Source organism: Methanogenium marinum (genome assembly GCF_028912405.1).
GTDB lineage: Archaea > Halobacteriota > Methanomicrobia > Methanomicrobiales > Methanomicrobiaceae > Methanogenium > Methanogenium marinum.
The window spans coordinates 2,124,238-2,147,654 of record NZ_JAKELO010000002.1; the positions used below are offsets into that span (position 1 = coordinate 2,124,238).

The window sequence follows — 23,417 nt, forward strand, 5'->3', positions numbered from 1 at the left end:
CGAGGAGATGCTACATTACATTACTGTATGGAGATCATCGTTGGGAAGGCAAATGGGCGGGATTTTGGTATTAGTGGTCAGGAACTGGTCACTGGAAGAACCTGCATTATAGCACAGTCAGGAGCGGGGAAAAGCTGGACAATTGCAGTTCTTTGTGAACAGCTATGTCGCTATCATATTGGATTCTGTATCATCGATACCGAAGGAGAATATTTTTCCCTGAAAGATCGGTTTGATCTGACATGGATAGGGGCAGATGATGAATGTGATTATGATATTGAACGCATTGAAAATCTCAAGGATATTCTTCGTGATTCCATTCATTCAGGAATTCCGGTGATTTATGATGTGTCAGAGGTGGAGATGACAGAGAAAGTCTCCCGCCTGGCTGAAATTCTTTATGACCTTGCAACCGAAGAACGCAAACCATATCTTCTGATCGTTGAGGAAGCGGATAAGTTCATTCCTCAGAGCCGTGACTCCATAAAAAAAATAGAGGAAATCTCACGCAGAGGACGAAAACGTGGACTCGGTCTTATGGTGGCAACCCAGCGGCCCGCCATTGTCACAAAAAATGTGCTCTCCCAGTGTAATAACCAGATAATAGGTAAACTCTCTATTGAAAATGACCTGAAGGCAGTGGACCTTTTCTTTGGATCCAAACGTGAGGTTGAGGAGTTATCATCTCTGAATCCCGGTGATTTCTATGTCATGGGTGGGCTTACCCGGGAGAAGACACGGATGAGATTTGGGAAGCGGGAGACAAAACACCGTGGGCTCACCCCTGTTCTTGCACCCCGAACTCCTGATCCCGTGCAGAACAATCCGGATGAATTCCCTGACGAAAATGCCCCCGATGCACCGAATGATCCTGTTGTCCCGAAAACACCGATTGCACCAAAAAATGAGGTTGTGGTTCCCTGTAACGAATCGGAACAGCGCGCCCCCAATAAATCATCAACACCCAAAGAGACCAAACCAAAATCGAAACCGCGCCCCTGTGTCCGCAGGAAGAAAACACCTTCTTTCCTTGAAGAGCGTGCACTTCCAGTCAGAATTGAAAGGGATGTGGCACTTAATAGTGTGGTAGGGGGGATGAAGAGGAAAGGCCTTCTCTTTGGAACAAGTGAGCGTCTTGTCTCAGCTGAACTGATTTACTGGCCACTCTGTCTGTTTCAGGTGCGTTATATCAGTGGGAAATTCAGGAAGACGACACAGGAAACATCGTTTCTTGTTGATGCAACCCATGGGAGATGTGCGGATATATCTGATGGTCTGAGGTTCCGTGCCTGTTTTAGTGACTATATCGGCCTTTCTGAAGATGCGATACGTGTACTTGATGCATTTTCAATTTCAGGCGAGACAACGGCAGAAATTGAGGCGCAGACACGTCTTACCCCTGACGTGATTGAAGATGCCATCTCAGAGCTTTGCAGAAGCAAACGCATTACAGATAGTCAGATGGTGGGGAATCGGGAAGTATGGGTGCCACTTGTCCGTCATGGGATGCCACGCCTGGGTACAGGTATGGTCAAGATTCCTGCGGCGCTTGAATTACTGGATGGAGGTACCGTTCTTGAACGAATTGTACATGAACAGGACATCCGAACCATCCTGAAAGTAACCCAGCCGACCGCTGAAATTATTGCATGCCAGCTCTTTTCCTGTCCGGTGTATGAAGTGAAGGTTGCATCAGCAACAGGAGAGAAAACCATCTTTATCGATGGATTTTTCGGAAAAAAGGTGCTCATAGCACACTGAAAAGTGATAATTAGTCTTTTTTCTGAAATCCTGCATTTGCAATTTTTGCAAAGTCAGCCAACTGGATTTCTTCCGGTCTTTTTTTGAGAATTTCTTCCGGAATTATTTCTTCAATTGCTGCCACCCGTTCTTTTCCAATAACACCTGATGAAATGTGCAGAGCTCGGCGGATGGTCTTTCTGCGGTATGAAAAGAGTTCGCGTACGACAAGAGCGTAAAACTGATGGTCATCAATGGGATGTGGCGGTTCCCTCGGGATGATGCGCATTACCCAGGACTGCACAGCAGGCGGAGGAGAAAATGACTTTGCTGAAAGCTGCATTATCGGTTTTGCCTTTGCATAGGTCTGCACCATGATAGATAACCTGCCAACCCCTGGCGTCCCTGGTGGTGCAATCATCCGCTGTCCGAATTCTTTCTGATACATCAGTATGGCTTCTTCAAATCCTGCATCAAGAAGTCTGAATGTAATCTTTGAAGATGCAGAATACGGAAGATTTGAAACGGAGATGTCAAACGGTGGATACTCACATTTTACCGCATTTCCATGAATCAGTGTAAGGGTACCTGCCCGTATTTCACGGTGAAAACGGTTGTTCAGGTATTCAATTAACCCTGAATCAAGTTCAATTGCAGTAACTATGGCACCATGATCCAGAAGTGCACGGGTAAGTGGTCCTTCTCCCGGTCCAATTTCCAGTACACGTTTCCCTGAAACATCGGCTGCAGAGGCAATCCGCTCAATTGCCTTTTTGTCCGTTAAAAAATGTTGATCGCGAGGTGCTTTCATCGTGATGTAAAGATGCGGTATTTAATATCCGGATCTTCGATCTCTTCTAACACTCTCTTTACGATCATCTGCTCGGGGTGGGGGATAGCCTTGATGCGTTCACTGATGTCAGCAAAACTTGTAAACGGACGTTTTTGCCGTTCTGCAAGAATTTCCTGCATCAGCTTTTTTCCAATGCCAGGCAGGAGATGGAGCATGTGGAGTTTGATTGAGATGGGTACTGCATCATTGTAAAATGCAACATACCGTTTCTCATCATCTTTGATTATGCCCGCGATTGCAAACGGCAGTTCTACTTTTGCCGTCTTTGTAAGATCAGAATATCCGATCCGACGCTTCACCCGTTCAATTTTGTCGCGTACCTTATCGCCAATGTAGACTTCGTCATTAATTGAAATGTTATCTACTTTTGGAACAAGTTCAAGAAGCTTGAACTGGTCTTTCCCAACAGCCTGAACAATTGGTTCATGCTTATATTGTTGCCTCCCGCCTGAATCTCCTCTGCCACGGAGAAGACACTCAATAACAACTGCATTGATTTCTTTTTTGTCAGATCGCATGGGATTTTTCCTCAATAATGGGTAATAACCAGCTCAATTATTTCATCAAGTTCTTCACCGGAAAGAGTAAACCGTTCTTTTGCATAGATAGCCCTGAGTTCATCTCTGGTTCGTGGCATGAGATTTGCAATGCGGTATGCAATGTCTGGCTTAATCTTTTCGAGTGTCAGCAGTTTTTCGACAAGTGAACGTGCGTTCTCTGTACTTGTTTTTGATAACTGGTTGGCATGCTCGATACTCCTGCGGAGTTCGTACGGAAGTTCTCTGCCGGATTCAAGTCTGGATGCTTCTACTGCGAGAAGTGATTCCCTTACTTCTGATAATGTAATTCTCTCTTCATCGACAATTCCTTTTACATTCATGCCAATCCTGTCCTCGTGAAAATTATTGTTTTTGTGGTTTTAGATGTTGTGGTTTTGAGATGACGGTTTTTGTTTTGTTTCCGTCTTTGATCTCAAGAATCCATGCACGTCCACGCTTACCGATAACCGTTCCTGTTTTTCCATGGAAACGCCTGTGGGGCATACCTTTCTGAATACTGGAATCAATTACGATATGAACTTTTGTACCTTCATCAAATGACTGAATTACGGTAGTAACTGGTGCCATACCGCGGCGTCTCAGTGCTTTTTTGAATTTACCGCGAGTTTTTTTACGTGGACCGTTGTGATGTGCCATTTATTAATCCTCCTGGAATTTGTTTACCTTTTCAGGAACAACACCTTCGACCATAATAACGTCGAGGGCTGTTACCTTTGCGGGTGCCCCAATGCATTCAGTGAGGTTCGGATTTGTTCTCCCTTCATCGCCTGAGATGAGCTCTTTAATATAAAGGCCCGCGTCACCGAGGACTTCAATTCTGTATTGGCCGTCCTCTATGCCTCTCAGGTTGATATCAATGACGTCGCGCTTTCTCTCCTTGTCAGCCCTTCGGTGAGCTACCCTATGAGGGGTGCGCTGCGTTATTGACGCCCCTTTAAGGGCAGACAGGGATATCCTGACGTCATCCTCAGAGAAATCGCCGTCTACTTCTACCAGAATGCTGTATCTCTTATGCGCTTTTCCCGATTTAATTGTTTCCACCTCGCGTCGGTCACTGATATGATCCAGTGTCACACTCACCCGGCCTTCTGCGGTGGAATTAATTGTTTCTTCGAGTACTGAAAGAGGAATGCTGCGTATATTCGGATGAACAATTTCCATAATAAACGGCCTTCCGGTACCGATCATACGGGCGTCGATATCCTCTCTGCCGGCACCATGAAGAATCAGGTCTTCAGCATCGCAGCATTTTATGACAGGCCGTCCAATGAGTTCTTCAACAGAATCAGCATACATTTTTCCGGTAAAGTTGCACCGTTCACATCCCTCTCCATGGCATTCGCGGCAGTGCCATCTGGTCTGTGGAATACCCCGTTCGTATTTCCGGTATCTTCCATAGATATAGATTGGGTTGATCTCGAGGTCTACCGTGTTGTCGGCAGGGTTGCAGACTGCGACCAGATCCGGCCGTTTGAAGTCAACTTCTGACCCGCTTCTGGCAGAGAATGCTTTACCTACTTCACGGTTAAACTGTGCTTTCAGTGTTTCCGGAGATGTAAGGCCAAGGTCACTCCAGACCATCTCTTCGCTCTCTGCCATAATGGGTGGAACCCGGCAGCCGACTAACAGCGTTGAAAATTCAATGCCCTGTACACTCTCTTCGATCCTTTCTGCCCATGCATCTGTTTCATCAAACATGTTTCCGCAGATCCAGCAGGGTTTTGTCTCTTCTGTGTACGGATAATTATCTTCAAGTGCAAGTGCCGTACGTAATGCCCGGCCCCGTTCTTCATTGGCAAGTCCGAATGAACGTTTACCAACGAATCTTCCAAGGCAGTGATTGCATATGATACCGTATGCGAGTATTTCGCGTGCTTCTTCGATTACTCCGATGATTTCTCCCTCCTGTCCATTTCATTGAGAACCACGGTGATGGTATGGTCGGCGTGAAGAACTGTTGGGCCGACCGATACACGTGGCAGATGGTTTGTGATTGCAGTCTCACTCTCAGAAAAATTATGGTGGTCTGAGAGGAGGTATGCTGACGGAAGCTCCTCCATATCCCGGATGTCTGTGCCCCCTTCATCAAGAAGAACCGGGGTGCATTCTGTGAGGAGTTCTTCGAGACCTCCCCTGCGGACAAACACTCCGGGTGTTGATTCACGGAACTCTTCGTCACATGGTAATGCAAGAGCCTTTTTGATGAGTGATCCTGCACTCCGTTCGTCCGGGCTGAGATATCTGAGAGAATCTCCCCTGAACAGAATGGTCTTTTTGGGATCCGGTTCACCCAACAACACCAGATAACATTCAGCATCACGCCTGAGGTCATGTGAAAGGAAAAATGATGAATTAATACACCTGCACAGGACATCCATTCTCCCTGCCCCACCTGGCATATCATTGAGAGAAAAGTCTCCGTCTGTCCGGGCAAGGTGCCCGATGACAATAAACTGTTTCATAACAGTTACATCCCACCGAATTTCTTCATCATGCGCTGCATGTTGAACTTACCCTGTCCGCCGCGCATCGTTTTCAGGGTACGCTGCATTGTTTTGTAATATTTGATTAGCTCGCGCACTTCCTCAGGGGAAGTGCCCGACCCGGTTGATATCCGCTGAATTCGTGAACCGCTGATGATACCCGGATTGTCAAGTTCCCCATTGGTCATCGAGTCCATGATATATTTAAAGCGGTCCATCTTCACCGATGTTACATCAAAGGCATCCTGCGGAAGGTCAACATTTCCCAGAGGGAGCATATTCATGACCTGCTTTAAGGGGCCCATCTTTTTCAGGGCTTCCAGTTGTTTGTACATGTCACGAAGGGTAAATTTCCCTTTGAGCATTGCATTGACATCCACATCTTCAGGAGAGATTGCCTCTTCAGCACGCTCGATAAGTGCTCTGAGATCACCCATTCCAAGCAGGCGGGATATGAATCCATCGGGGTCAAAGCGCTCGAGATCATTTATTGTTTCACCGCTTCCGACAAACACAATGCCTGATTCGGTCTCTGCCACAGCAGAAAGGGCGCCACCTCCCTTTGCGGTACCATCCATTTTGGTGATGATAACGCCGTCAATATCTATTGCTTCATGGAATCTGCGCGCCTGTTCCCGTGCCTGCTGACCGAGTGCAGCATCGATAACAAGCCAGCGGTGTGTGGCGTGGGAAAGCTCATTCAGTGCAATGATTTCTTCAATGAGCTCATCCTCAAGTGCATGTCTGCCCTGAGTATCGATTATAAGGACTTCCGTGCCGGCCAGTTCTTTCATTCCACGGGTGACAATACCAATGGCATCTGTCTCCCCATGTTCTCCATAGCAGGGCACATTGACCTTCTGGCAGAGTGTGCTGAGCTGATCAAGTGCACCGGGCCGAAATACATCTGCACAGATGACACCGACACGGAGACCCTTTCTCTGAAAAAAGCGTGCAAGTTTGCCGGTTGTTGTTGTTTTTCCACTCCCCTGGAGACCCGCCATCAGAATTATCTGAGATTCGAGTTTGACCTCGACCTCATCTCCCATCAGGTGGACAAGCTCTTCATATACAATTCTCAGTACATGTTCCCGTGCACCCATTCCCTTTGGTGGTTCTTCTTCAAGGGAACGTTTTTTGATGGTCGTTGTGAGCTCCATTACGAGCTTCACATTTACGTCAGACTGGATGAGCACCCGTTGTAGATCACGAACCAGTTCATCGACTGCTGCTTTGTCGATGACAGATTTCCCTGCAAGTTTTTTCACCGCATCCTTTAGACCGGTACCAAATCTGTCCAGCATTGTTATTCATCTCCGAGAAGGTCGCTGACCACGGCTTTAGGTTCGAATGGAACGATGTCGGTATATCCCTGTCCTGTTCCAAGGAACATTATGGGACGGCCGATTGTGTGCGCAATTGAGATAGCTGCACCACCCCTCGTATCCATATCAGCTTTTGTCAGTACAACAACATCTGTCCCTACTGCATTGTTAAATTCTTCTGCCCGAATGACAGCGTCATTTCCGGCAACGGCCTCGTCCACATATGCAACAATGTCCGGATTAAAGACCCGCCTGATCTTAGCCAGCTGGTTCATCAGGTTTGCCCGGTTATGGAATCTTCCCGCAGTATCTGCAAGCACTACATCAATATCATGGGCTTTTGCATATTCAACAGCGTCATAGAGGACTGCAGACGGATCTGCGCCTTCCTGGTGGCGGATTACTTTAACTCCGACACGGTCTGCATGGGTCTGCATCTGTTGGTTTGCTCCGGCTCTGAATGTATCGCCGGAACCAATTACGACTGAATACCCTTCCTGTTTCAGGTAGGCTGCCACCTTTGCAATGGTTGTAGTTTTCCCTGCTCCGTTGACTCCGGTAAACAGAATTTTTACCGGGTGGTCGTGGCTGTCAATGTATGTGATGAGTGAGAACCCTTCACCAAGGACATCAAGGAGGGCATCTCTGAGGGCATCCATTACCATGGTGTCAATAGATGTTCCAATTTTCTTGGTGCTTCCTGTTAGATCGTTGCGCATCCGTCCTGATATTGCATCAACTGTCTGAAGTGCAACATCATTTTCCAAGAGAACGATTTCAAGGTCCTGAAGCGGCCCTTCAATCTTTTTTTCAGAAATATGGACTTCATGATCTTTAACAAGGGAGCGAATTTTTGCAGAAAAGGCTACTTTTCCCTTCTTTGGTTCTGAAGGTTCTTCTGGTCCTTTTTTATCAGGAGACTCAGTAGTACCTGAAGGTTGTATTTTAGCTGATATCTCCTCAGAGGGTGTTTCGAAAATTGCTTTGGAGGTTATTTCAGGGGTCTGAGATATGTTCTCTTTGTCCCCTGCAACCTCTTCAATAAATGAGTCTTCAATTTCACGGGAAAATCTCCCGCGTACCCCTCTCAGTTTTGATTTCAGAGAATCAAACATGCCATATCAGCCCTGAATCCCCGGATTCATCCGGGTCTGGGTCTGTGAATATGCTGTTTCCATTCTTTTGGCAACATCGTGTGCCTGCTTCTGGACCTGCTCGATGGACTCTGCGATTTTTCTTGCGAGCGCTTCCATTTCTGTCACGCGCTCGTTGAGATAATCCACCGCTTCAGCGTTTGTCCGTTCAACAACCACATCAGAACCGATGTTTAAGAGCACAGTATCAGTATCGGGCACATGTACTCTCAGGCTTGCGCCGCCACCTATCTGGAGAAGTACTGTCGGTCCTTCCTGATCAACCAGAGATTTGAGGGTTTCAACTGCAGTAGCAGTCTCCATCCGTCGGTTCTCCAGCATTTCAAGCTGCCGGGAGTATGCTTCAACCTGCTGTGTGAACTGTTCAAGATACTGTTCCAGCATCTGCAGTTCGCGGGCTTCAACATTCTCCATATTATTCACCATTCACTTGGGTAATTGTGTTAATTTTAATAAAGCACCTTAAAAGGTGGTGTTTACTACCAATGACTGCGAACGTCCGCTCTTCAGCGACTCTCTCGTTCGGTGCCACAATTACTTTGTTAAATGGTTTCCATACTTTGCGTTCTTGGTATTTACCGCTAACCTCAAAATTCAGGTCTGTCATCACCATCACTCCACAAATCCAAATACTTCTTCAATTCTGCCAAGCTCGTATCCGCTTGTTGCACTTCCGGCTACATAGCCGGAATTATTCGCGATCAGGCCTGTTCCGATGAGATTGGTTCCCATGTTAACAGTCCCGGTACCGACGGGAAGGTCAGTATATTCTTCAATTGCCTCTATTTCCTGTAGGGATGCCCTGGTAGGAAGAAGGAAACCCCGGGTGGTTGCAACTGCAGTCATTCCGACTGTAGGTATACCCCCTATTTGCATCTTAAGAACCGGAACGTTAAGAAATGCTGCGATCTCCTCCGCAAAGCGTTCAGGCATATCCGGGTGAACTATCGCAAGGTCATCGTTTGCGAGAATGATATTTCCGGCAGCGTTCATCCCACGTTCAAGCATTAATACGTCACGGTACTCCTGAAGTACTGCTAATTCTTCCGGAGTAACCATGCCGCTTACAATGAATCCGTGGTTGTTCCCTGCAAGAAGTGATCCAATGATTGAACTTCCCTGTATTGTTGTTGGCACAACCGGTACAGAGAGTTTTTCTCTGATTGCCTGAATAAACCGGTCCGGAGCCTCAGATGTGACAAAAGCCACATCATCAAATGCTCTGCAATATACCCCGATATGTTCGTTGCCTGCGATATCGATCGTTTCATTCATTGTTTTACTCTTCCGCAAGTTCAGCCTGAACCTGTCCGTCCTCAAACTTCATGGCACGGATGCGAATCTTGCGAGGAGGTTTTTCAGATCCTCGTTCCCAGACCTTTTCATTGATTGTCTGGTCAAGTTTCACGTCATCACTCTTCATGTGCTTCATGAGGTAAGAACGGATATCTTTCATCGCGCGCTGGCTCCGTCTCCATCGGGGAACCTTCTTAACATCCCTGAGTGGGATGATGTATATCTGTTCATTGAGAATGTTAGCCATTGTCTCTCACACCTTCAAAGAACTGCGTCTCCAGTTACGGCGGCAGGGGTGACTGACCACACTGCGTCTGGTCTTTACCATTACCCATGCCGGAACACGACGGTTCTGTTCGCATGCTTTTGCAAGCCGGATTTTACGGCCTTTTGTTGGTTTACTCATGTTTTTTCACACCAGTTCCATTTCATCCTTCCATCCGGTCACCAGGGATTGCTGGTGGTGGTTGGGGAATATCGTATACGGATCAATGCCTCGTGCGTTGAATGCTGCACGGATTTCGTGTTCATAATCTCCGTTGTGGATGGAGCCTGTTTCACCATAGGATATGGTAAAATGCCTGCTCGCCAGTCGGTCCACTTCAGTTTTTCCGAATCCGAACAGAGGGCGCACGTAGGAACACCCATGTCTTGCTTCAAGGCTTTGAACCTCTGATAGACTGAGCATTGGAACACGGTCATTCAGCCGTATCCCATCCCCTATGACGTCATAGTACCCTGCAAGGGTCCTGACGGCGTTCCTGTGCACGAGGTTGATGGCATCGTTGGGATATCCCGTTGATACCATCATTTCGACAACCGTGTCCAGAAAATTCGGCTCAAATACTCTCTTTACCAAAGGAAATCCTAGGGCTTCTGCCACACTCTCAAGCTCCGGAACTGTTCTGCTTTCGTCAAAGACGAATGTGTTCAGTTCAACCTCATACTCTCTGGAGAGCATAAGGGCTGCAAGAGAGCTGTCTTTTCCTCCGGAGAATAGTATTCCTGCTTTCATTTCCGGGTAATCTTGTAATCTTTCTTCTGCGGCGTAAGCTGTGCGAGAAGACCTTTGAACATCTCATCAGAGATTTTGCCACGAAGGCGTCCACTCTGTGCGAGGATGATCAGTTGCTTCTCGACAGATTGTGCAAATTCCGGACGGGTCAATTTGATGGTATTCAACCGCTCCCGTGCCTCCGGTTCCAGGATCTGCATGAGGACCATGTGGATTTGTGCATCCTGCTGTTGTCGCTGGCGTGCCATCTCCTCATCCATAGCGCCCTGCTGTTGCTGCTGGCGCTGGATGTCCTCCATTCTTCTCCGGCGGAGTTCGTTCAGCTCGTCGTCTCCCATCTATTGTTACCTCATCAGTATTTTGCAAGTGCCGGGATCTGCTCTACGACATCTGCTTTGAGACTGTATGCAACACCGTCAAGGAATGATCTCCCTTTTGCGGTGATTTTGCGGCCATTCTCAGCATTTTCAATGAATCCTTCGCTTTCAAGCTGCTGGACTACTTTTCGAATTACAGACCCGGACCCTTTCCTGAACTTATCTGGATTTGAGCCACGGTTCTGCTTTCCACCGTAGAATGATCTCAGTCTCTCTACACCAATCGGGCCATCCACATAGATGCGGCGCAGAACTGCTGCCGCACGTGTGTACCACCAGTCTTCATCGAATGGTGGTGCCTGTTTGTGGACACCTGTTTTGGCAAATGCTGCCCATTCAGGTGCTTCCACTGTCTCCATTGCCTTGAGTTCGTCAGCCACTTTATGGATCAGAACATCTGCAGGCAAATCATATACGGTTGTCATCTGTTTACCACTCTCTAGTATGCCTATTAGCAGTCTTTACATATAGGTAAGATATTAATTTAAATATTCCGAGGGAGTGTGCCCTCGTGATATTATTTATTTTTCCGGGTGAGGACCATCGTGCGACCCCGTGTCTGTACCAGTTTTGCTTTACAGGCAACAGCAATCCCTTCCGGGTCCACCTCTGTACTTCTGAGCCACTTTACTTTTACCATGCCACGATCTTTGATCTGTCGCTTGATTTCTACATATGTCTGTTCCGTGACTCCGCTTTTTCCAATCCATATTGTCGCTTTTAACTGCGATGCTTCTTTTTTATCGATGATATCCCCTCCCAACAGGGCAGCGCCACTGGTGGCCGCATACCCGGCAGGTTATGATAATTCTGCTGTGGTGAATTCGTATTCGTGCATTAATTCCGGGAATAAGAAATGATGAGCATTTTCTGCAAAATTTTCTTTTCCATATATGAGGGATTGAAATCTTCTCTCTCATTGCAATACGACGCGCCCGCATTATGTATTCCCGTGCCCGGTCCTGGTTATTGCGCGCAGCATTTTCTGCCTCCGAAAAGAGGATTTCAATCCGTTCTTTTGCAATTGGACGTCTCGATCTCTGCTGTCGTCTCTTTCCACCCATTTATTCTATTCACTTTGTCTTCTGTGATAATGAATTTCACTCATCCTGAATGTCATGAATTATGACGGTTCTTCCGGATATTTCCAGGCGGTCTTCACAGAATAGTTTTACTGCCTGGGGAAGGGCCTGATGTTCAAATTCCATAATTCTTGCAGCAAGGGTGTCCTCTGTATCACTGCTGAGCACAACTACCGGGTACTGGAGAATGATCGGTCCGGTATCCATGCCTTCATCGACAAAATGCACGGTACATCCGGCAATTTTAACGCCATAATCCAGTGCCTGCTGCTGGGCATGGAGACCGGAAAAACTTGGCAGAAGGGCAGGATGGATATTGATCATTTTTCCGGCAAAAGAATGTACTGTCTCAGGTTTTAACAGGCGCATATACCCGGCAAGGACAAAGAGGTCTGCCCCTGATTCCGTCATTGCTTTTTCAAGTGCCTGATTATATGACTCACGGTCAGGGTAATCAGAAAATGGGATAATTGAAACTGGTATTTCGTGTTTTTTTGCCCGATTTATCGCATATGCAGATGGATTGTCAGTAATGAGGCAGACAATCTGTGCCGGGATTGTTCCGTCACAGACCCTGTCTATTATTGCCTGAAAATTTGTGCCCCTTCCTGATGCAATCACTGCAATGCGTTTCATACCAATATGTTGGCATAATTTCATCTTAACGATTCGTGTGCATACCACTGTCCATCGGGAATATGAGTTTAATATTTTCGATCCGGCGGTCATTCATTTTCATCACCATCAGGCGGATTCCGGATTCCGGAATAGTAATTACTTCACCTTTATGGGGGATATGGCCAAGCTGATCGATGATGAGACCTCCTATTGTTTCATAGGATTCGCTTATGGGAAGTGAGGATTTAAGGTCTTCATTGACGCGTTCAACCCATGCGCGTGCATCAATGATATACACCCAATCATTGACTTTCTGGACTTCGGGCTCTTCTTCATCAAATTCATCCATTATTTCACCGACAAGTTCCTCCAGAATATCCTCTACGGTTACAATCCCGGCAAATGTTCCGTATTCATCCACAACAATTGCAAGGTGGACTTTTCGTTTCTGCATTTCACGAAGAAGATCATCAATTTCCTTGGATTCCGGAACAAAATACGCTTCGTACACAAGATCTGGTATGTCAGCATTTGTGGGAGCATTCTGGCCTGGTGAATATATGACGCTGAAGACATCTTTTACATTTAATATGCCGATGATGTTGTCAATCTGTTCTTCGTAGACAGGAAGGCGGGTAAATCCGGTTTCATTAAAGATATTGATTGAATCTTCCAGGGTGCTTTTTCGGTCTATCATCACCACATCTGCCCGTGGCATCATGATCTCTCTTGCACGTGTGTCTGAGAATGCAAATACCCGGTATAGCATCTCGTGTTCTTCCTCTTCGATCGTCCCCTCTTCTTCCCCAACATCGATCCATTGTTTTATTTCGTCTTCTGTGACCGTTGGTTTTACTTCACGGTTGCGTGAAAAAATGCTTTTTCCTACATCAATGACCCAAAATAGCGGATAAAGCAGATATGAAAGCCACAATACCGGGCGTGATACCATGAGGGCTACCTTTTCCGAGGATCTGGCTGCATAGGTTTTGGGGAGGATTTCCCCAAATGTCAGCATCAGGATGGTTGTTACAAATGTTGCAATACCAATTCCAATCTCTCCCCAGATGGCAATGGCAACAGCTGTTGCAATAGATGCTGCACCAATGTTGACCAGGTTATTGCCAATGAGGATAGTAATGAGTAGACGATCAGGATCCGATTTCAGGTGTTCAAGTGCCTTGGATCCTGTTTTTTTCTGTTCTGCAAGGGTTCGTACCTTTGCGTGATTTATCGAGATCAATGCAACTTCTGACCCCGAGAAAAACCCGGAGAGGATAAGACACAAAATAAAAATAATCAGTGCAAGATTGTATTCTATCATTGCACTATGCCGCCTCCGGCGGTTCTGATACTATATGATTCATATATGGGTTTCTCTTTGATTTATGCACGTTTTCCCAGATAAAAGCAGCGCTCACTCAAAAAAAGATCTGACCCATGCAGTTTCATCTGACAGAAGTTCTGTTTTTTTCCTGAGAGACAATTCCGGTTGGAATGTGAGATCCTCAATTTCAAGTATGAGTGGCCCTGCATATCCGTATTCGGCAAGGAGGGTGAGTATGTGTGCCACGTCAGTGTTGTCCTTCGTTCTGCAGTGCATTCTGCCATCAATACAGGCACTGACATGAACGACGGCAATACGGTCGTGAAGATGTTCGATGTATTCCGTTGCTTCCCCGTTTCCTCCGGTAAAGGTATGTGCAGTATCAAGTGTGAAAGAGAGCCATGGTTCTGCCTTTAAAAGTGTGATGAAGTCCTGCGGTGCGGGAAGAAGAGAATTTACCTTGTGCTCCATATTTTCAAGTGATACAGTTACCTCTGCAGATGCCGCGCAGGTTTTCACTTCTGAAAGATAGTATGCAAGGCGTTCTTTGTCAGCAAAGGACACCGGGCGTTTTGCTGTTCTTCTGCCGGGATGAATAGTTACCGCGCAGGCATTGATTTGATCTGCGATGGTAACTGCCCGGCAGGCCCATCTGGTGGATATTTCTGCTACATCAGGATTGACAGAACAGGGATTCAGGTCAAGTACCGGTGCATGAACACTGACAGATTTAATCGCAGGGTGAGTAATGATAGCTTCCTGAATTACAGGTACTGGCAAATTTTTTAACCAGAATGAAGGGGTTTCAAGCCAGAATTCCACCGCATCACATCCGGCGTCTGTGAGTGCGTCAAAGATGATGTCAACTGTATATTCATGGAAAAACATGGTTGATGTGCCAACCGTTGCCATACCCTCCTCTTTCATTCGCCTCATAATAGTCTTTTACCTGAAAACACCTGATACGCGGTATTCATATGGGAATGCGATAAAATAGTGTTCATGCGACCAATGGAAGATGGGGGTTCCGGAGATTCCGGTATATATTCCGTTTCTTCCCTGACGGCGGTAATTGCATCACTCCTTGATGACAGGCGTATCAAAAATATCTGGGTTGAAGGAGAGATTACAAATTATCTTCACCACCGGTCCGGTCACCGGTATTTTTCCCTGTCTGAGGACCCGGGTACACGTCCCTCGGTTATCCGCTGTGCAATGTGGAAAAGTTATGGGCGTGAACTGACATTTTCCCCGGTAAATGGAATGCGCGTACGGGTGTATGGGTCTGTGGATCTCTATGAGCCGGGTGGTGAGTACAAATTCATTGCGAGAGAAATGGAAGAGGCAGGTCGCGGTGAAGTGTACCGGCTGGTAAACCAGTGGAAACAGATGCTGGAAGAAGAAGGGCACTTTGCCCTGTCAAAGAAGAAGGCACTGCCCCAATATCCACAGGTTGTGGGAGTGGTAACAGCAGAGACCGGTGCTGCACGCCGTGATATAGAACAGGTAATTGCGCGCCGGTTTCCGGTGACTCTTATGCTGTCTCCATGCAGTGTCCAGGGACAGGGGTCTGAACATCAAATTGCTGACGCCATCCGTTCTCTTGACGGGAAGGTTGATGTGATCATTGTCGGGCGGGGCGGGGGTTCATTTGAGGATCTCTTTTCTTTTAATCATCCGGAGGTAGTCCGAGCCGTTAGTGCCTGCCGGACACCGGTTGTCAGCGCGGTTGGTCATGAAGTTGATACCACACTCATTGATTATGCCGCAGATGTCCGGGCACCGACCCCGTCTGCAGCAGCAGAGCTTGTTGTCCCGGATAAAATTGAACTGAAGCAGGAGCTTCGAACGCTTGACCAGCGTTTATCTGAGACTACCCGGCGCTATTTCCATCGTTTCCATTCAGACATTGAAGATTTCCGCCTTAGGCTGCGCCCTGACAGACTCCGGGTTCACATTTCCCGTGAACAGGAATATATGAATGAAATCAGTGATCGTATCCTAACGCTTGTCAGCCGTGAATGTCAGAGTAATCGTATGATTCTTGCAGCAGAAAAAGCACAAATGAAAAGCCTGGACCCGTATGGTCCCGTACGGCGGGGGTATGTATTGGTCAAAAAAGACGGAATGCTCGTAAAATCAGTAGCGTCTCTCTCTTCTGAAGATGAGATTTCACTGAGTTTCAGAGATGGTTCTGCACGGGCCTGTATCCATGAGGTGACGTATGACACAGACATATGAAGAAAATTTAAAGGAACTCAAAGAAATAATCAGGACGCTTGAATCAGGTGCCGTCCCGCTCGAAGAGATGCTCACCCATTATGAACATGGGGTGGAGCTTATAAAAATCTGTGAAAAAATGCTTGAATCTGCGGAGCTGAAGATCGTTCTTCTTCAGGAATAGTGAATATTTCCATATTCACGGTCATCTTTTCGTCTTCAATAATTGCAGCAATCAGTTCCCGTGGAAGTGTTTTCGCGGTGAAATCAGCATGAATTCCAATGGTTCTGTTGTCGATATATGAACTTCTTCTCCACACAAGATCTGTTGGGTGGTTGAGTGTCATCTGACTGCTTCCCCGTGCGGTAATTGTACACGTTTCTTTTCCTGCAGAGAGTGTTGTCACCAGAAGTGCGGTGTCTGAAGCGAGTGATTTTATGAATTCCGGGTTTAAATCACAAAGTCCTTTGTCTGCATGCACCCCAATGATGCATGTTCCACTGGGTGTGAGATGTACTTCTTTTGTGATTTCAAATGTGGACTGATGCAGTGCCATGATATTCGGGTGGCCGCTGCAGATTAGTTTTTCACCATGCCGTTTGTTCATGAACAGAGGTACTATGTTTGACTGCATACTCAAAAATCATTACCTGTGTTCAGGCTCAGGTTAATCCGTTTATAGTGCTAATAACATAGCCAATGACGTACGAAGTACTCTGTCCCATTTGTGGGGAAGAGACAACTCACAGTATCCTGAAGGAGTCATCCGACCTTCTGGTTCAGTGTAAGGTGTGCAGCCATGTTCATCATGTGTCGCGCCCCATCCCACCGGAACCGATTGTTGTCCGGACAATAATCAGTGATGAAGATAGCTCCAAGGTCGGGACAATTGAACTAAATGAATCGGATATCTGTTTTATTGGAGATTTTTTTGTTGCTGACGTCGGGGAGGAAGTCTATACGGTTGAGGTATGTGGCATCGAGGTGGGGCAACGTCGCCCATCCCGTGCAAAAGCCCCGGATATTACCGCTCTCTGGACACGGCTCATTGACAGCGTGGTTGTAAAAATCTCTGTTCACGATGGAATGCGCACAATTCCATGCTATCTCCGCTGTGATGGTGAACGTGATTTTCAGATTGGGGGTATTGAGAATATTGAGGGTATGAGTGCCCGTATAACTCATATCAAAATGCGAAACGGGTCTATGATGAGAAAAGATGGATGGAAGGCATATGCACGGAAAATCCGTCGTGTGTATGGGACCCGCTTATAACCAGATATATTTTTTTAACATTTCTTCAAGAACCGGGCCGGGTGTTATTCCCTCCATTCGTTCTTTTTCCGTTCCGTTAACAAAAACCAGAATTGTGGGTGTGACCCGCAGAGCATATTTTTGGATTGCTCCTTCTGTTTTTACCGCATCAATATCTGTTATCGTAACTCCCTGTTTTTCTTCAATTTCATGATTGATGGACCTTTGTTCATCACAACCAGGGCACCCGTCCTGATGAAAACAGAGTATTTCTACTGTCATACTGGTAAAAAGGAAAAAAGAATATATGAAACTGTTTGTTTCAGATGAGCTGGTTTATAGTAATATCTGCAGAGGCATATCCATACTGCACTGTCAGGGTATTGTTATCCTTTGCAATTATCTTTGACATTCTGGTAGCAACAGTTTCGGGTGCTGTTTCATTGTCGAGGACAACTTCCGGTTGTGGTGCAAATCCAAGAGGAATCCACATTCCAACTGCTGTTTCTGAATAGTTCCCACCAATGAGACCATACTGCTCTGCTGTCATCTCCCGTGTCATTGTCTCTCCGAATGGGAATAAGACTGTCTTTGCATCCCCTTCGTGCATCCCTTTTGCTTCATCAGCGATGGTTGTCAGTTCGGGTTCAAAGAAAGCATAGGTATTCCAACCGTTTGGGTACATATACACTTCAATTGGTACAATAAAGTCAGTATAATTCTGACCAATGACCATCTGCAGGGGTTGTGAGGCACCTGCTATCAAGACTTCGTTTTGAATGACGGTATCATCTGACGAAAGCACGGCCACGCCGCTGTCGTCACGGATTGTGTAACTGACAACAATGCCTGATCCATCTGCTGCGGATTTAAAAATCGAGAAAAAACCCAATGTGAGTGAAAACCCGAGCACACATGATATCAGAATGATGACAACAAATACCCGTGTGAGGGTTTTTGTCCAGTCGTCTTTTTTCTTTGCGCTCTTCTCTTTTGCCATTAGTATTATTTCAACTCTGTTCTGTATTAAATATGTATATTGGCGTTGGTTTACCGGAGGTATCACAAAAATGATGGTCTGGAAACATTTATCCTCCATACTGTCGGGATTAGTATCTGTTGATTCTGTGTTATGCAGCACCGGATCGTCAGCATAAGGAGATGATAGTATGATTCGAAGAAGGAGATATCCATTTTCTCTACTCTGGAATGAACTTGATGAAATGATGGCAGAATGGGAATCACGTGTGCAAAGCACCGTAGCTGCCGGAGCGTCACTTCCTTCTATGGTCAGGCCAGCACTCAAAAGGGAATTCAGAGTTGATGTACGCGAAGATATGGACGAAGTGATCGTCGTTGCCGATCTTCCGGGAATTGATAAAAAAGATGTTGTGATACGGCTGATAAATCCCATGAATCTGGAAATGTCTGTTGCAGGTGTTACAGAACCTGGTGATGAAACGGAAAGTTATGAATATTTTACCCGTGAGCGCCTTTCAGGAAAGATGCGCCGTATTGTATCCCTCCCGGTTGAAGTAATTGACGAAGAAGCCAGTGCCGCCTTCCGTAATGGAGTGCTGGAAGTTCGACTCCGGAAGGCAATCCCTGAGACGGGGAGTGTCATCCCAATAAACTAACTTTTTTGGTTAATGTGTGGCTTTCTCCCTAGTTATTAAGAATCGTCCGAGTAAATAGTGAAAACAATGGACAAAAAGAAGGTCCGCGACTATATGACATATGATGTTGTCTCCATTAATGCACAGGGGACCGCAAAGGATGTTATAAATGCAATTCGTGATACGCATCACGATGGGTTTCCGGTAATTGATGATCGGAAGGTTGTAGGGTATGTATCTGCCCGTGATCTTCTCTTTGTATATCCCTATACTCCAATTGAGAAGATAATGTCCCGTCACCTTATTGTTGCAGATCCTGATATGGACATCAATGACGCGGCCCGTGTGATATTCAGGTCTGGGATACAGAAACTTCCTGTGGTTGACGATGACAACAATCTCATTGGCATCATCTCAAATGCAGATGTGATCCGTTCTCAGATTGAGCATGTTTCACCCGATAAGGTGTTTAAATTCATTGATACGCTTCGTCAGCTACATGATATTGAACCAACACTTGTCAGGGAAAAAGTTATAATACAAGATCTCCTTCCCACCCAGTCAAAAATTTATCAGGATGAACTTGAAGGGAGAATGTATGAAATACAAAAAGGACTTGCCGAACCACTTATTGTTGTCCGGCGTCCCGGAAGGCTTGTGCTTGTTGACGGGCATCATCGTGCTGTTGCAGCCCATCGACTTGGAATAAAAGAATTGGATGCCTATATTATTGAAATTGATGAGGATATTGAACTCGGGCTCGAACGGACTGCACGTGAGATGAATCTTTCAACTCTTGATGACATCAAAATTCTGGATTATGCCCGGCATCCCCTTGTTGCATTGACGCATCGTCTGGTCAGGCACAGTTAGGATCCCGAACAAAGGGTTTCATAGTCCGGATTGAGGTAATCCTCTGTCACAACGCTATGTTCCGGAATGACTGCTTCCGGCCATATCCGTGTTTTTGAATGAACAACACTACCCTGTTTAATTACTGAACGGGGACCTATTACGGTGTCATTCTCAATATTGCATCGTTCCCGTATTGCTGCTTCATTATCAATAATGCTGCCGCTTATTGTGGTATCAGCTCCGATATGGACATGGTTGTAAATCGATGATGAGAATATTTTAACCCCTTCGCGAATGACACAGTCGTTTCCAAGAGATGTGTAAGGGCCGATGATAACCCTGTTTCCGATAATCGTGCCGGAACCAATGGATACCGGGCCGATGATTTTTGAATTCTCACCAATTACTACACCTTCACCAAAATGAACCGGGCCATGAACGGTTGCCCCCTTGATGGTGATGTCACCTGATATATTGGTGTATGACATCTCCTGCAGTTTCCAGTGTTCTGCTTCCCTCAGGGAACGTGGACTTCCTACATCAGACCAATTGCCGCGCGCAAGCCAGCCTGAAATATGTGTTTCCGGATGTTCCATAAGGATAGGGAAGAGATCTTTGGCAAAGTCAAATTTGGTATTTTCCGGTATGTATTCAAAGATTCCCGGATTGCAGACATACATTCCGGTGCTCGCAAGATTGGAAAATATCTGGCCAGGGGACGGTTTTTCGGTAAATCGCATAATCTCATAATTCACATCGATTTCTGCGATTCCGTATTCTGATGGTTCATCGATGGAGATGAGACCAATAGAGGCTATTGCGTCACCACGGAGATGTTCCCGGTAAAACTGGAGGAGGTCTATGTCCGTGATATGGTCTCCGCCTACCACCAGAAATGGTGAATCATTCAGGTATTCTTCAGCATTTTTTACACTCCCTGCAGTACCCAGTTTGACAGGATCCCGTACATAGGTGATTTCTGCACCGAAGAGTGACCCATCGCCGAGTAGGTCCTGAATATCATCGCCCTTGTAGCCGAGTGTTACAACAATATCGGTAAATCCAAGATTGGAGAGATGGTCGACAAGATGAATTATTGATGGAATATTTACAATTGGGATGCAGGGCTTTGGCCGTTCAAAGGTCAGTGGCCGTAGACGGGTCCCCTCTCCGCCACACATGATGCATACCTTCATACTCCATATGTTGTCGTACTTTGGGTTAAATTCTGCCGGTATGATATACAGAACTTTGACAGAAACGATAGAATAACATAGGATTCCTTCCATTCTCCAGATATGGAGCATGAAGATTTTTCCTGCACGAAGTGCGGCAGGTGCTGTTTTGGTATGGGTAAATATGTAAAAGCAATCAGTCAGATGGGGGCGAATCAGGTTGTTGTAAAGCATGAAATTTCGGGTGAAACCTGTTATGCCATGATTCCCCGTAAATATCGTGATGATTTTGACTTTGCAGAGGCGCGGTCGGTAACCGAAGGGTGGTGCCCGTTTCTTTTAGAGGAGGAAGGGGAATATCCCTGTATCATCTATGACACTGCACCGAAGTTCTGCAAAGATTTTCAGTGTTGCAGAATGATGGTTTTTGATGCGGAAAAAATACCGGTTGCACGGGTAAAAGGGAAAGATTCCGTCCTTACGGATGATGATACATTCTCAGAATGGTGGAAGAGTACAATTGCTGTTCTCCCGGATGAAAACTGGGAAGAAGTGGCTTCATCCCTCCTGGAAGACAAAGGATACCGGGCCGTTTGGTATGACTAAGAAAAATCATCGTTTCATTGATTCTGTCGGCGGCATGGTTCAGTGCCTCCCGGGAAAAAAAGAAGAGGTTGTCCGTTGCAGGTTCTGCATCCATTCAAGCCAGTTCAGGGAAGGCGGCAGATGGGTGCCCTCACCCGGACGGGCGTTCTGTCTTGCCTCGCGGACAACGGTAGATGTTGATTTGAAGAGGGTATCTGCTGTATGCTGTAATGATATGAATGGAGAGGGTTTTTCAAGTATTTTTTCCATTATCAGCTGATGGTCTGCTTTCAGTATAGGGAACTCCCTCTTTTGCAATGGCAAGAAGTGTCCGTACATCCAGTGACTGTTCAAAATGGTGGGCCACAGTATCATACACGGTATCATCGTCTATGGAATTGGTCGATTCAGCAGGAATGTATTCTGTCCCGTTTTTTTCAGACAGATAGGAAAGAAGTGCATGTACAGCGTTCATGTTCAGGAAGAGGCCATGCATGTATGTTCCAAATACCTGGCCGTTATCGGAGACTGCACCTTCGCCATCAAATGCGTGTTTGCAGTCCCTGACTGAAGTATCTCCAGTATGTATTTCATATCCGCTGACACTACCCATTCTCCGGAGAATGGGAGAATGGGTAAGTGGCGTTCGGGTAACCTGAATGGTTGTTTTTTCATATCCTGAAAATTGTGTGGTGATGTTCAGGAGTCCAAGGCCCTGATATACACCTTTGGATGATTCCTGGCCCGAATCTGTAATTGTCTCTCCAAGCATCTGGTATCCACCGCAGATCCCTATGATAGGGATGCCTGCTTTATGCGCCGCATTGATCTGGTCTGCATATCCTGAATCATAGAGATACTGCAGGTCTGTAATGGTGTTTTTTGTGCCCGGGATGATGATGCAGTCAAATGACCGGAGGACAGTTCCGGGCTGAATATATTCAACCGATGCATGCTGTTCCAGCAGTTCAAAGTCGGTGAAATTAGATATTTTTGGCAGATGGATAATTGCAATTCTGATTCCTGTTCCGCCTGCTTTTTTATCCTTTATGGAAAGGGAATCCTCACTTGGCAGGGGAATGTCAGAATACGGGATTACTCCCAGAACGGGAATGCCGGATTTTTCTTCCAGAAATCGTTTGCCGTCCTCAAAAAGTCGTTCATCTCCACAGAATTTGTTAATGATAATACCCCGTACATTTTGGCGGACATCATCAGGGAGAAGCATCAGGGTTCCCAGCACCTGTGCAAAGACTCCCCCGCGTTCAATATCTGCGACGAGAATAATGGGAAGTCTGAGTTTTTTTGCGAGGAGGATGTTTGCAATATCGCGGTCATACAGGTTGCATTCAGCAGCACCGCCGGCGCCTTCAATAACGACCATCTCGTAAGCGTCCTGTAGGTGCCAGAACGCCTCAAGAGCAATGTTCAGAAGATAATTGGTTTTGGTATAGTATTCTCCAATATGTACATCACAAAACGGTTTTCCCAGAAGCACAATCTGTGATTCGCTATCGCCTTTTGGTTTTAGAAGTATGGGATTCATCTCTGCAGATGGCGTCGTGCGTGCCGCGAGTGCCTGTACTGCCTGAGCAATACCAATCTCATCGCCGGTTGTGGTTACATATGAGTTCAGACTCATATTTTGGGATTTGAACGGTGCAACACGATACCCATAATTGGAAAGAATCCGGCATAGTGCAGTTACCGTGATACTTTTTCCAACATGGGATGCAGTTCCAAGAATCATCACGGACATGTCTGATACATACTTCTTTTTATGTGGGTTAAATTATTTTGATTTATTTCTGCGAATCTGAATTACAATATATGACTTGTAATGAATTAGTGAACAAAGAATCAGTGGTTCATGCCAACAAA

Annotated in this window: 34 protein-coding genes; 8 read left to right on the top strand and 26 right to left on the bottom strand. The window is 46.2% G+C overall.

Annotated elements, in window-relative coordinates; genetic code table 11:
* The first annotated feature begins 27 nt into the window (after nucleotides 1-27).
* Nucleotides 28-1,761 carry a helicase HerA domain-containing protein gene (locus tag L0665_RS10495; RefSeq protein ID WP_274925635.1) on the top strand — a complete coding sequence of 578 codons (1,734 nt, stop codon included), beginning with the start codon at nucleotides 28-30 and terminating at the stop codon, nucleotides 1,759-1,761.
* A 10-nt stretch (nucleotides 1,762-1,771) separates the two neighbouring features.
* Here L0665_RS10495 and rsmA read toward each other — a convergent pair whose 3' ends face one another.
* The 21 genes from rsmA to L0665_RS10595 all read right to left on the bottom strand — a co-directional run bounded on the left by rsmA (nucleotide 1,772) and on the right by L0665_RS10595 (nucleotide 14,766).
* On the bottom strand, nucleotides 1,772-2,551 hold the full coding sequence (gene rsmA / locus L0665_RS10500) for a 16S rRNA (adenine(1518)-N(6)/adenine(1519)-N(6))-dimethyltransferase RsmA (protein WP_274925636.1): 780 nt from the start codon (nucleotides 2,549-2,551) through the stop codon (nucleotides 1,772-1,774).
* On the bottom strand, nucleotides 2,548-3,111 hold the full coding sequence (locus tag L0665_RS10505) for a DUF655 domain-containing protein (RefSeq protein ID WP_274925637.1): 564 nt from the start codon (nucleotides 3,109-3,111) through the stop codon (nucleotides 2,548-2,550). The genes rsmA and L0665_RS10505 overlap by 4 nt, the downstream gene beginning before the upstream one ends.
* A gap of 11 nt (nucleotides 3,112-3,122) precedes the next feature.
* A complete protein-coding gene (locus L0665_RS10510; protein ID WP_274925638.1) occupies nucleotides 3,123-3,473 on the bottom strand; it encodes an RNA polymerase Rpb4 family protein in 351 nt (116 codons plus the stop codon).
* Nucleotides 3,474-3,495: 22 nt separating this feature from the next.
* Nucleotides 3,496-3,789: a 50S ribosomal protein L21e gene (locus L0665_RS10515; RefSeq protein ID WP_274925639.1), complete on the bottom strand. Its 294-nt coding sequence runs from the start codon at nucleotides 3,787-3,789 to the stop codon at nucleotides 3,496-3,498.
* A 3-nt stretch (nucleotides 3,790-3,792) separates the two neighbouring features.
* Nucleotides 3,793-5,046 (bottom strand): tRNA pseudouridine(54/55) synthase Pus10, encoded by a 1,254-nt coding sequence (locus L0665_RS10520; RefSeq protein WP_274925757.1) that lies wholly within the window; start codon nucleotides 5,044-5,046, stop codon nucleotides 3,793-3,795.
* On the bottom strand, nucleotides 5,037-5,615 hold the full coding sequence (gene trmY, locus L0665_RS10525) for a tRNA (pseudouridine(54)-N(1))-methyltransferase TrmY (RefSeq protein WP_274925640.1): 579 nt from the start codon (nucleotides 5,613-5,615) through the stop codon (nucleotides 5,037-5,039). Before trmY ends, L0665_RS10520 begins: the two co-directional genes overlap by 10 nt.
* A 5-nt stretch (nucleotides 5,616-5,620) precedes the next feature.
* Nucleotides 5,621-6,940, bottom strand: coding sequence for a signal recognition particle protein Srp54 (locus L0665_RS10530; RefSeq protein WP_274925641.1), 1,320 nt, complete (start codon nucleotides 6,938-6,940; stop codon nucleotides 5,621-5,623).
* Between the two features lie 2 nt (nucleotides 6,941-6,942).
* Nucleotides 6,943-8,076, bottom strand: coding sequence for a signal recognition particle-docking protein FtsY (gene ftsY, locus L0665_RS10535; RefSeq protein WP_274925642.1), 1,134 nt, complete (start codon nucleotides 8,074-8,076; stop codon nucleotides 6,943-6,945).
* A 6-nt stretch (nucleotides 8,077-8,082) separates the two neighbouring features.
* Entirely contained in the window at nucleotides 8,083-8,529 is a 447-nt protein-coding gene (pfdA, locus tag L0665_RS10540; RefSeq protein ID WP_274925643.1) for a prefoldin subunit alpha, read from the bottom strand.
* 1 nt (nucleotide 8,530) lies between these two features.
* The gene (gene rpl18a / locus L0665_RS10545) at nucleotides 8,531-8,728 is read right to left on the bottom strand and encodes a 50S ribosomal protein L18Ae (protein WP_338036437.1); all 198 of its coding nucleotides are present in this window, start codon (nucleotides 8,726-8,728) and stop codon (nucleotides 8,531-8,533) included.
* Nucleotides 8,728-9,390 carry a translation initiation factor IF-6 gene (locus L0665_RS10550; RefSeq protein ID WP_274925645.1) on the bottom strand — a complete coding sequence of 221 codons (663 nt, stop codon included), beginning with the start codon at nucleotides 9,388-9,390 and terminating at the stop codon, nucleotides 8,728-8,730. Before L0665_RS10550 ends, rpl18a begins: the two co-directional genes overlap by 1 nt.
* A gap of 4 nt (nucleotides 9,391-9,394) precedes the next feature.
* Nucleotides 9,395-9,658: a 50S ribosomal protein L31e gene (locus tag L0665_RS10555; RefSeq protein WP_274925646.1), complete on the bottom strand. Its 264-nt coding sequence runs from the start codon at nucleotides 9,656-9,658 to the stop codon at nucleotides 9,395-9,397.
* A gap of 6 nt (nucleotides 9,659-9,664) precedes the next feature.
* Nucleotides 9,665-9,817, bottom strand: coding sequence for a 50S ribosomal protein L39e (locus tag L0665_RS10560; protein WP_274925647.1), 153 nt, complete (start codon nucleotides 9,815-9,817; stop codon nucleotides 9,665-9,667).
* Nucleotides 9,818-9,823: 6 nt separating this feature from the next.
* Nucleotides 9,824-10,426, bottom strand: a complete 603-nt coding sequence (locus L0665_RS10565; protein WP_274925648.1) for a DUF7411 family protein — start codon at nucleotides 10,424-10,426, stop codon at nucleotides 9,824-9,826.
* Entirely contained in the window at nucleotides 10,423-10,764 is a 342-nt protein-coding gene (locus tag L0665_RS10570) for a DNA-binding protein (protein ID WP_274925649.1), read from the bottom strand. Before L0665_RS10570 ends, L0665_RS10565 begins: the two co-directional genes overlap by 4 nt.
* A gap of 14 nt (nucleotides 10,765-10,778) precedes the next feature.
* Nucleotides 10,779-11,228: a 30S ribosomal protein S19e gene (locus L0665_RS10575; RefSeq protein ID WP_274925650.1), complete on the bottom strand. Its 450-nt coding sequence runs from the start codon at nucleotides 11,226-11,228 to the stop codon at nucleotides 10,779-10,781.
* Between the two features lie 92 nt (nucleotides 11,229-11,320).
* On the bottom strand, nucleotides 11,321-11,566 hold the full coding sequence (locus tag L0665_RS10580) for a YhbY family RNA-binding protein (RefSeq protein WP_274925651.1): 246 nt from the start codon (nucleotides 11,564-11,566) through the stop codon (nucleotides 11,321-11,323).
* Complete coding sequence (locus tag L0665_RS10870) at nucleotides 11,544-11,867, bottom strand: ribonuclease P protein component 4 (RefSeq protein ID WP_420847037.1); 324 nt, start codon at nucleotides 11,865-11,867, stop codon at nucleotides 11,544-11,546. The genes L0665_RS10580 and L0665_RS10870 overlap by 23 nt, the downstream gene beginning before the upstream one ends.
* A 36-nt stretch (nucleotides 11,868-11,903) precedes the next feature.
* Nucleotides 11,904-12,521, bottom strand: a complete 618-nt coding sequence (purN, locus tag L0665_RS10585; RefSeq protein ID WP_274925652.1) for a phosphoribosylglycinamide formyltransferase — start codon at nucleotides 12,519-12,521, stop codon at nucleotides 11,904-11,906.
* A 25-nt stretch (nucleotides 12,522-12,546) separates the two neighbouring features.
* Nucleotides 12,547-13,827, bottom strand: a complete 1,281-nt coding sequence (locus L0665_RS10590; RefSeq protein WP_274925653.1) for a hemolysin family protein — start codon at nucleotides 13,825-13,827, stop codon at nucleotides 12,547-12,549.
* 93 nt (nucleotides 13,828-13,920) lie between these two features.
* Complete coding sequence (locus tag L0665_RS10595; RefSeq protein ID WP_274925654.1) at nucleotides 13,921-14,766, bottom strand: sugar phosphate isomerase/epimerase family protein; 846 nt, start codon at nucleotides 14,764-14,766, stop codon at nucleotides 13,921-13,923.
* 66 nt (nucleotides 14,767-14,832) lie between these two features.
* Here L0665_RS10595 and xseA point away from each other — a divergent pair, with 66 nt between their 5' ends.
* Nucleotides 14,833-16,071: an exodeoxyribonuclease VII large subunit gene (xseA, locus tag L0665_RS10600; RefSeq protein WP_274925655.1), complete on the top strand. Its 1,239-nt coding sequence runs from the start codon at nucleotides 14,833-14,835 to the stop codon at nucleotides 16,069-16,071.
* Entirely contained in the window at nucleotides 16,055-16,234 is a 180-nt protein-coding gene (gene xseB / locus L0665_RS10605; protein WP_274925656.1) for an exodeoxyribonuclease VII small subunit, read from the top strand. The genes xseA and xseB overlap by 17 nt, the downstream gene beginning before the upstream one ends.
* On the opposite strand, the gene L0665_RS10610 is transcribed toward xseB, so the two are convergent.
* Nucleotides 16,170-16,685 carry a DUF371 domain-containing protein gene (locus L0665_RS10610; protein WP_274925657.1) on the bottom strand — a complete coding sequence of 172 codons (516 nt, stop codon included), beginning with the start codon at nucleotides 16,683-16,685 and terminating at the stop codon, nucleotides 16,170-16,172. The two genes, xseB and L0665_RS10610, sit on opposite strands and share 65 nt — an antisense overlap.
* Nucleotides 16,686-16,750: 65 nt before the next feature.
* On the opposite strand from L0665_RS10610, the gene L0665_RS10615 reads away from it, so the two are divergent.
* On the top strand, nucleotides 16,751-17,326 hold the full coding sequence (locus tag L0665_RS10615) for an HVO_0476 family zinc finger protein (RefSeq protein WP_274925658.1): 576 nt from the start codon (nucleotides 16,751-16,753) through the stop codon (nucleotides 17,324-17,326).
* On the opposite strand, the gene L0665_RS10620 is transcribed toward L0665_RS10615, so the two are convergent.
* Both L0665_RS10620 and L0665_RS10625 read right to left on the bottom strand, forming a co-directional pair.
* Nucleotides 17,321-17,587, bottom strand: a complete 267-nt coding sequence (locus L0665_RS10620) for a thioredoxin family protein (protein ID WP_274925659.1) — start codon at nucleotides 17,585-17,587, stop codon at nucleotides 17,321-17,323. The genes L0665_RS10615 and L0665_RS10620 overlap by 6 nt on opposite strands.
* Before the next feature lie 40 nt (nucleotides 17,588-17,627).
* Nucleotides 17,628-18,305, bottom strand: a complete 678-nt coding sequence (locus L0665_RS10625; protein ID WP_274925660.1) for a hypothetical protein — start codon at nucleotides 18,303-18,305, stop codon at nucleotides 17,628-17,630.
* Nucleotides 18,306-18,474: 169 nt separating this feature from the next.
* Between L0665_RS10625 and L0665_RS10630 the strand changes: the two genes are divergently transcribed.
* The gene (locus L0665_RS10630; RefSeq protein ID WP_274925661.1) at nucleotides 18,475-18,942 is read left to right on the top strand and encodes an Hsp20/alpha crystallin family protein; all 468 of its coding nucleotides are present in this window, start codon (nucleotides 18,475-18,477) and stop codon (nucleotides 18,940-18,942) included.
* Nucleotides 18,943-19,008: 66 nt separating this feature from the next.
* Nucleotides 19,009-19,794 carry a CBS pair associated ParBc domain-containing protein gene (locus L0665_RS10635; RefSeq protein ID WP_274925662.1) on the top strand — a complete coding sequence of 262 codons (786 nt, stop codon included), beginning with the start codon at nucleotides 19,009-19,011 and terminating at the stop codon, nucleotides 19,792-19,794.
* On the opposite strand, the gene L0665_RS10640 is transcribed toward L0665_RS10635, so the two are convergent.
* On the bottom strand, nucleotides 19,791-20,972 hold the full coding sequence (locus L0665_RS10640; RefSeq protein WP_274925663.1) for a nucleotidyltransferase family protein: 1,182 nt from the start codon (nucleotides 20,970-20,972) through the stop codon (nucleotides 19,791-19,793). The two genes, L0665_RS10635 and L0665_RS10640, sit on opposite strands and share 4 nt — an antisense overlap.
* A gap of 102 nt (nucleotides 20,973-21,074) precedes the next feature.
* Here L0665_RS10640 and L0665_RS10645 point away from each other — a divergent pair, with 102 nt between their 5' ends.
* Both L0665_RS10645 and L0665_RS10650 read left to right on the top strand, forming a co-directional pair.
* Nucleotides 21,075-21,557, top strand: coding sequence for a YkgJ family cysteine cluster protein (locus L0665_RS10645; protein ID WP_274925664.1), 483 nt, complete (start codon nucleotides 21,075-21,077; stop codon nucleotides 21,555-21,557).
* A complete protein-coding gene (locus L0665_RS10650) occupies nucleotides 21,550-21,816 on the top strand; it encodes a hypothetical protein (RefSeq protein ID WP_274925665.1) in 267 nt (88 codons plus the stop codon). The genes L0665_RS10645 and L0665_RS10650 overlap by 8 nt, the downstream gene beginning before the upstream one ends.
* Here the strand turns inward: L0665_RS10650 and L0665_RS10655 are convergent.
* On the bottom strand, nucleotides 21,790-23,295 hold the full coding sequence (locus L0665_RS10655) for a cobyric acid synthase (RefSeq protein ID WP_274925666.1): 1,506 nt from the start codon (nucleotides 23,293-23,295) through the stop codon (nucleotides 21,790-21,792). The genes L0665_RS10650 and L0665_RS10655 overlap by 27 nt on opposite strands.
* Nucleotides 23,296-23,417 lie beyond the last annotated feature (122 nt).